The 7,732-nt window shown below is 50.3% G+C and carries 3 protein-coding genes, 1 tRNA gene and 2 rRNA genes (1 of these 6 running past the window's edge); all 6 read left to right on the top strand.

The annotated features are described in order from the left end of the window. Positions 1 to 2,692: ribosomal RNA gene (locus DS739_RS11720) — 23S ribosomal RNA — on the top strand (it extends 51 nt beyond the left edge of the window). 106 nt (positions 2,693 to 2,798) lie between these two features. Further along, positions 2,799 to 2,914, top strand: a 5S ribosomal RNA gene (gene rrf, locus DS739_RS11715). 57 nt (positions 2,915 to 2,971) lie between these two features. After that, positions 2,972 to 3,048 (top strand) — tRNA-Met (locus DS739_RS11710). A gap of 290 nt (positions 3,049 to 3,338) precedes the next feature. Further along, on the top strand, positions 3,339 to 3,875 hold the full coding sequence (locus DS739_RS11705) for a sigma-70 family RNA polymerase sigma factor (RefSeq protein WP_006117370.1): 537 nt from the start codon (positions 3,339 to 3,341) through the stop codon (positions 3,873 to 3,875). Between the two features lie 107 nt (positions 3,876 to 3,982). After that, the gene (locus tag DS739_RS11700; RefSeq protein WP_035352378.1) at positions 3,983 to 4,987 is read left to right on the top strand and encodes a FecR family protein; all 1,005 of its coding nucleotides are present in this window, start codon (positions 3,983 to 3,985) and stop codon (positions 4,985 to 4,987) included. A gap of 150 nt (positions 4,988 to 5,137) precedes the next feature. Next, positions 5,138 to 7,669: a TonB-dependent siderophore receptor gene (locus DS739_RS11695; RefSeq protein ID WP_231621212.1), complete on the top strand. Its 2,532-nt coding sequence runs from the start codon at positions 5,138 to 5,140 to the stop codon at positions 7,667 to 7,669. Positions 7,670 to 7,732: the final 63 nt, after the last annotated feature.

The raw sequence follows: 7,732 nt of genomic DNA, 5'->3' as shown, positions 1-7,732 counted from the left end.
GAAGGACGTAGCACGCTGCGATAAGCTGTGGGGAGCCGCGAGCAGGCATTGATCCGCAGATTTCCGAATGGGGCAACCCACCCAGCGATGGGTATCGTGATCTGAATACATAGGGTTACGAGGCGAACCCGGGGAACTGAAACATCTCAGTACCTGGAGGAAAAGACATCAATTGAGATTCTGCTAGTAGTGGCGAGCGAACGCGGAACAGGCCAGTCATTTTTGAAGAAGAAGCAGAACAGTCTGGAAAGGCTGACCATAGTGGGTGACAGTCCCGTATGTGTAGTGTCTTTGAGAATGCTTGAGTAGGGCGGGGCACGTGAAACCCTGTCTGAACATGGGGGGACCACCCTCCAAGCCTAAATACTCCCTAGTGACCGATAGCGAACAAGTACCGTGAGGGAAAGGTGAAAAGCACCCCGACGAGGGGAGTGAAAGAGACCTGAAACCGGATGCCTACAAGCAGTCGGAGCCTCTTATGGGGTGACGGCGTACCTTTTGTATAATGGGTCAGCGAGTTTCTGTTTGCAGCGAGCTTAAGCCGATAGGTGTAGGCGTAGCGAAAGCGAGTCTGAATAGGGCGCATAGTTGCTGGCAGAAGACCCGAAACCGAGTGATCTAGCCATGGCCAGGCTGAAGGTGCGGTAACACGCACTGGAGGGCCGAACCCACGCCTGTTGAAAAAGTCGGGGATGAGCTGTGGCTAGGGGTGAAAGGCCAATCAAACTCGGAGATAGCTGGTTCTCCGCGAAATCTATTGAGGTAGACCGTCAGGTGGTTACCCCGGGGGGTAGAGCACTGGATGGGCTAGGGGGGCCCAAAGCCTTACCAAACCCAACCAAACTCCGAATACCCGGAAGTATAGCCTGGCAGACAGACAGTGGGTGCTAAGGTCCATTGTCGAGAGGGAAACAGCCCAGACCACCAGCTAAGGCCCCCAAATCGTGGCTAAGTGGGAAAGGATGTGGGGATTCCATAACAACCAGGAGGTTGGCTTAGAAGCAGCCATCCTTTAAAGAAAGCGTAATAGCTCACTGGTCTAATAGAAACCCTGCGCCGAAAATGTAACGGGGCTCAAGCCACGTGCCGAAGCTGTGGGTGCATATCTATGATATGCGCGGTAGCGGAGCGTTCCGTAAGTCAGTGAAGGAGACGGGGTGACCCTCTCTGGAGATATCGGAAGTGCGAATGCTGACATGAGTAGCGACAAACAGTGCGAGAAACACTGTCGCCGAAAGTCCAAGGGTTCCTGCGCAAGGTTAATCCACGCAGGGTTAGTCGGCCCCTAAGGCGAGGGCGAGAGCCGTAGTCGATGGGAAACAGGTGAATATTCCTGTACCTGCCAGAAGTGACGAATGCGATATGTTGTCAGGTCTTAACGGATTGACCTGGCTTTTGGAGCATTCCAGGAAATAGCTCTGGCGTATAGACCGTACCCGAAACCGACACAGGTGGACTGGTAGAGAATACCAAGGCGCTTGAGAGAACGATGCTGAAGGAACTAGGCAAATTGCTCGTGTAACTTCGGGATAAGCGAGACCCGTTGGTGGGCAACCATTGGCGGGTGGCACAGACCAGGGGGTAGCGACTGTTTATTAAAAACACAGGACTCTGCGAAGTCGAAAGACGACGTATAGGGTCTGACGCCTGCCCGGTGCCGGAAGGTTAAGAGGAGGTGTGAGAGCACTGAATTGAAGCCCCGGTAAACGGCGGCCGTAACTATAACGGTCCTAAGGTAGCGAAATTCCTTGTCGGGTAAGTTCCGACCTGCACGAATGGCGTAACGACTTCCCCGCTGTCTCCAGCATCGGCTCAGCGAAATTGAATTCCCCGTGAAGATGCGGGGTATCCGCGGTCAGACGGAAAGACCCTATGAACCTTTACTGCAGCTTTACAGTGGCATCAGAGACATTCTGTGTAGGATAGGTGGGAGGCTTTGAAGCAGGGGCGCCAGTTCCTGTGGAGCCATCCTTGAAATACCACCCTGAATTTTTCTGATGTCTAACCGTGGTCAGTTAGCCTGATCCGGGACCCTGTATGGTGGGCAGTTTGACTGGGGCGGTCGCCTCCCAAAGTGTAACGGAGGCGCGCGATGGTGGGCTCAGGCCGGTCGGAAACCGGCTGTTGAGTGCAATGGCATAAGCCCGCCTGACTGCGAGAGTGACAGCTCGAGCAGAGACGAAAGTCGGCCATAGTGATCCGGTGGTCCCGCGTGGAAGGGCCATCGCTCAACGGATAAAAGGTACTCTAGGGATAACAGGCTGATCTCCCCCAAGAGTCCACATCGACGGGGAGGTTTGGCACCTCGATGTCGGCTCATCACATCCTGGGGCTGGAGCAGGTCCCAAGGGTTCGGCTGTTCGCCGATTAAAGTGGTACGTGAGCTGGGTTTAGAACGTCGTGAGACAGTTCGGTCCCTATCTGCCGTGGATGTTGGAGACTTGAGAGGATTTGTCCCTAGTACGAGAGGACCGGGATGAACATACCTCTGGTGCACCGGTTGTCGCGCCAGCGGCACCGCCGGGTAGCTAAGTATGGAAGGGATAACCGCTGAAAGCATCTAAGCGGGAAACCCACCTCAAAACTAGGTCTCCCTGAGGGTCGTGGTAGACCACCACGTTAATAGGCCAGGTGTGAAAGCGTGGTAACACGTGCAGCTAACTGGTCCTAATCACCCAATAGGCTCACTCTCTTACTGTCCCCTTAAAAGGACAGCCCGTGCACAGAAATCATCCATATATACGCCTACTTCTTCTACCAACCGTCTTCCACACACCCTTACAGGGTGGACTGGATGACCTGGTGGCCATGGCGGGGAGAGATCCACCCGATCCCATCCCGAACTCGGCCGTGAAAACCCCCAGCGCCTATGATACTGTGGCTTAAGCCACGGGAAAGTCGGTCGCCGCCAGGTCTTCCAATCCACCCTGCCAAAACTTACTACCCCTACAAATTTCAACACAATCACAACCGCGGGGTGGAGCAGCCCGGTAGCTCGTCAGGCTCATAACCTGAAGGTCATAGGTTCAAATCCTATCCCCGCAACCAAAATTTCCAAATGAAATCAAGTTGTTAGCCCGCTCATAGAGCGGGCTTTCTGCGTTCCGGACCCACAACTGGAATCATATAGGAATCAAACGGCGGAGAAAAAACGCGTAGTTTTCGGCCGTGTGGGGTGTGACGGAGGAGGGCAGGGAAGGGTAAGAATCGGACCACGCCACACAGCACAGAGCCGATCCGCGAACCTTCTCCTTGCCTTCCCTGACGTCCTCACGTAGCTACCAAATAAGAATGGTTCTTAAATTTGGTGAAGCGGATTCGTATGACCGCGTGATGAAGTGGACAGCGCACCTTTGGACAGCGAGAAGGACAATCTGAGCCTGTTCGTGCAGAACCGTAAACGGCTGGTCGACTATGCGACCGCTGTCACGGGAACTACGACGCAAAGCGAGGATATCGTTCAGGAAGCGTGGGTTCGTTTCTCGACTGCCTCTCAGGCTGATCCGAATTTTGTTCGTGAACCGTTACGCTATCTCTTTCGCATTGTCCGAAATATTGCTCTTGATGGCAGACGGGCACATATCAGCCGTAGCCGTTATGTGATTTCTGACAATGGAAGCGAGACAACTCATCTTCAGCCAGATGAGCGGGCCGTTCCGGAAGTCGAGATTCTGCATCGCCAGCAACTGGCCATTGTGCGGGATGCTCTTGCAGAACTCCCAGAGCGCACAAGAATAGCCGTGGAATTGCACCGTCTTGAAGGATTGAAGACCAGGGAGGTGGCCGCACGGCTGGGAATCTCTGTAACACGTGCCCATACTCTGATCGCCGAAGGCGTTGCCCATTGCCGGAGACGCCTGAAGTCGTTCCCATAAATCATTATAGAAAAAAATCTACGCTGCTTCGTTTATGAAGTAGGGACTGACTTCGTCCATGTTCGGACATGTGACGGCCAACATGATGCTTGAGTATCGGGAGAGGGATGACGGCAGGGATAGAGAGCGAAGACGAACGGGCAATAAGGGAAGCAACTGACTGGCTTATCTTTTTGGAAGATGAGCCTGATGATCCCGATCTTCGCACCCGTTTCGCTGAATGGCTTTCCGCTCACCCAGCCAATAGAAAAGCCTGGACCGAGACCGCGCAAGCCTATGATCTGATTGGTCCCGCAGCGGCGAATGAAGGTGCTGCCATCCGTGTATTTGAAGCGCGAGATGTAGCCGACGAGGTAGCTCCTCTGCCATCGCAGCGCATCCTATCGAGGCGAATGGTTCCGGTAGTTGGTGCAGGGATGGCGCTCGCCGCCTGTCTCGTTCTACTGGTAGCTCCGAGCGCTCTTCTTTGGTGGCAAGCTGATTATACAACAGGCACGGCCCAACAACAGTCGATCCGGCTCGCAGATGGTACAGACGTAGAGCTAGCTCCTCAGAGTGCTATTGTCGTGGATTATAAAGGGTCACAACGGCATATTCGTCTTTTGAAAGGTCGTGCTTTTTTTGAAGTGACACATGACGCAACGTGCCCGTTTGCCGTGGATGCTCATAGTGTCCGCACGACAGATATTGGCACTGCGTTTGAAGTCGGTTTCGGGGTGGATAGTACGGATGTTGCGGTTGCGCAGGGAGCTGTGCAGGTAGATGCTTCTCCGTCTTTTGGGGTTTCAGAGCGTTTGCAGGCGGGACAGGCGATCCACGTAGGCTGGAAGGGCGGTTTCCATCGTACGAATGCTGACGGGACCGAAATCGCCTCATGGAGACATGGGCAGTTGATTGCTAATGATCAGCCGGTGGCTGATGTGGTGGAAAAACTTCGTCCCTACTTCAAAGGGATGATTGTGCTTGCCAGTTCAGACTTCGCTGCACGGCGGGTTACAGGGGTTTATGACCTGAATAACCCACTCGGAGCCCTGCACGCCTTGGCGCAGGCTCATGAGGGTGTAGCCGTAAGGCATGTGACGCCTTGGTTTGTCATTATCTCCGATTTCTAATTTTTTCGTATCCGATCATAAAAAAGAGGGAAAAAAATTTCTCGGCACCCGTCGCTCAAGTAGGGGATGAAACTGCAATGCAGTCGTATTAACGGCACGTCCCCTGCTACGTAAAGCACAGTAAGGGAAACAATACCGTTGCGACGGAACGTGAGTGTCGGTGCTGACCGAAAAATTATTGCAGCAATTCTGATGACAAGCTCGGCACTGGCTTCTGTTGCCGGAGCACCAGGCGCTTTTGCTCAAACGGTGGTTTCATCTGCGATGACTGCTGATCAATCAAAAAGCTTTTCTATTCCAACAGGATCTCTTGCAAAGGCGCTAACGTCTTTCGGAGCGCAGTCTGGAAAGCAGGTTTCGGTCGAGACATCTGTTATTCAGGGATTATCGTCTCCCGGTATAGCTGGACGTATGACTGCGCAGCAGGCACTGACCCGGTTGCTTGCAGGCACGGGCCTGACCTATCGTCTTTCAGGAAATGTTGTGACGCTCGTTCCGGCTTCCGCCAACATCACGCTAGGTCCTGTACGCGTCGGAGGAACCTTGGCGCATCAGGATCCCACTGGCCCCGGCGTCGGTTACGTTGCAGAAAACACGATGTCTGCGACTAAAACGAACACGTCTATTATGGAGATACCGAACTCCATTCACGTAGTTACTAAGCAGCTAATAATTGACCAACAGCCACAAACGATTGCCCAAGCTTTGCGTTACGTTCCTGGTATATATGCCGAAAGTCTGGGAACCGGGGATGTCGGAGCGGCATCTGACGGGTCAAATTCTATTAAGCAGCGTGGATTTAGCACGACGCAATTTGTGGATGGCCTGATGGGAACATCGGGAGCATCTGGAGAAACAGCATTTGTAGAACGAATTGAAGCGGTTAATGGGCCTGCGTCAGTTATGTACGGGCAGACAACACCAGGTGGGATGATTGGTATAACCCTGAAAAAGCCAACTACAACCCCACTTCACGAAGTTTCCGTCGGTTTCGGTAACTGGGGTCGCTATGAAGGGACTTTTGATTATAGTGATAAAGTGAATAAATCTGGGACACTGAGGTTTCGAGTGGCAGGGATAGGCGTCACCCAAGGCACTCAAACTGATCATGTTAAGTATCAGCGTGTGGGAATTCTTTCTTCCTTAACATGGGATATTGATAAAGATACATCATGGACTCTTTTGGGAATGTATAAATATACTCCAAATAATGGAGTGGATATTAGCCGGCCAGTTCGAGGAACATTAATTACAGATTCAGAAATCCCACGAATTTCACGCAGTACATTTCTTGGCTTACCAAACTTCAATTCGTACAGCAAGACAGATGCCATGCTGGAATCACAGTTCCATCATCGCTTCAATAAATTTGTTAATTTCGATCAAACGTTCCGTTGGGATAACGCACAGTCAAATACGAATTACGCCTTTTGGGATCATGCAATTGATGTTCAGAATATTTCTGTGGATGCAGAGCAATCCAAACTTAAAAATAATACAATACAATTTGATGCACGTTTAACAGGAAAATTCAAAATAGGTCACGTTCAAAATAAGTGGGTGGTAGGGAGTGATTTTAGAGATTATAGCTATAATTCCTCTAGTGCTTTTGATGCTTCTTATGATTATCCGATAAGTATGAACGTGTACAACCCACGTCCTAATTATACGCCATGTTTTGATATTGTATCTGGAAAATGTTATGGTCAAAAAACTATAGTGCCTTACTCCTTTTTTCAAGAAGGAATTTATTTTCAAGATCAGATTAAATGGAAAGGTTTGTCCGTACTTTTGGGAGGGCGTCAGGATTGGGTAAATTACGATCATAACACAACAACTTATACCAGTGACGGAAATGGAAACGTTACTCATACCTATAAAGATAACAAGCCCCAGCCCCAATCAGCATTTACATGGCGAGCTGGGCTGATTTACCAATTTAATTTTGGTCTTGCCCCATATTTTAGTTATTCTACATCGTTTGTTCCGCAACTTTCGACTAGTTATCTGGGTCAACCTTTTGCGCCACTTACAGGAAAACAACTTGAAGCAGGCTTGAAATATAAAGTTCCTAATCAGGATATATTGTTAACAGCAGCCGCCTTCCATATTGACGAAGATCATTATCTTATCAGTGATCTAGTACACGGCGGCAGTACGGATGCTGGACGTGTCAAATCCCAAGGGTTCGAAGTATCGGCTAATGCCAATATAACAAAAAACTTGAGGTTGGTGGCATCATATAGCTACACAGATACGCAGTTTTCCAAAAGCAACTTAACCAATAAAAAGTATAATCCTTATACAGATTCAAATTATGGGGACAAAATATCGCAACAGGGCATGTATGTGCCGCGCGTTCCTCGTAATATGTTTTCGGTATTTGCTGACTATACAGTGCCATCAACATTTATGGAGGGGATCGGCGTTAATTGGGGCATGAGATATATTGGTTCGACTTATGGCGATAATGTTGAATCATACAAAGTTCCATCCTACATCCTGTTTGATATCGGTGCCCATTACGATTTTGGACAAAAATTCCGGAGTTTAAAAGGTCTGAAAGTCCAGTTATCCATGTCCAATCTCACTAATAAATATTACGTAGCTGGATGTCAGACAGATGTGTGTTACTTGGGGGAAGGCCGAAAAGTCTACGGAAATATCTCGTATTCGTGGTGAAATTTCCCCACCCTGAACTACGGCATCTTTTCCCTATTAGTTTCGGCACCTTGCCCCTCGTCT

It is taken from the genome of Acetobacter sp. JWB (genome assembly GCF_003323795.1).
Classification (GTDB): domain Bacteria; phylum Pseudomonadota; class Alphaproteobacteria; order Acetobacterales; family Acetobacteraceae; genus Acetobacter; species Acetobacter oryzifermentans.
This window is presented reverse-complemented; position numbering and strand designations above follow the sequence as displayed.

Excerpts from the sequence above, each read along its gene's own strand:
- DS739_RS11700 (WP_035352378.1), top strand. The coding sequence starts at position 3,983 with ATGACGGCAGGGATAGAGAGCGAAGACGAACGGGCAATAAGGGAAGCA.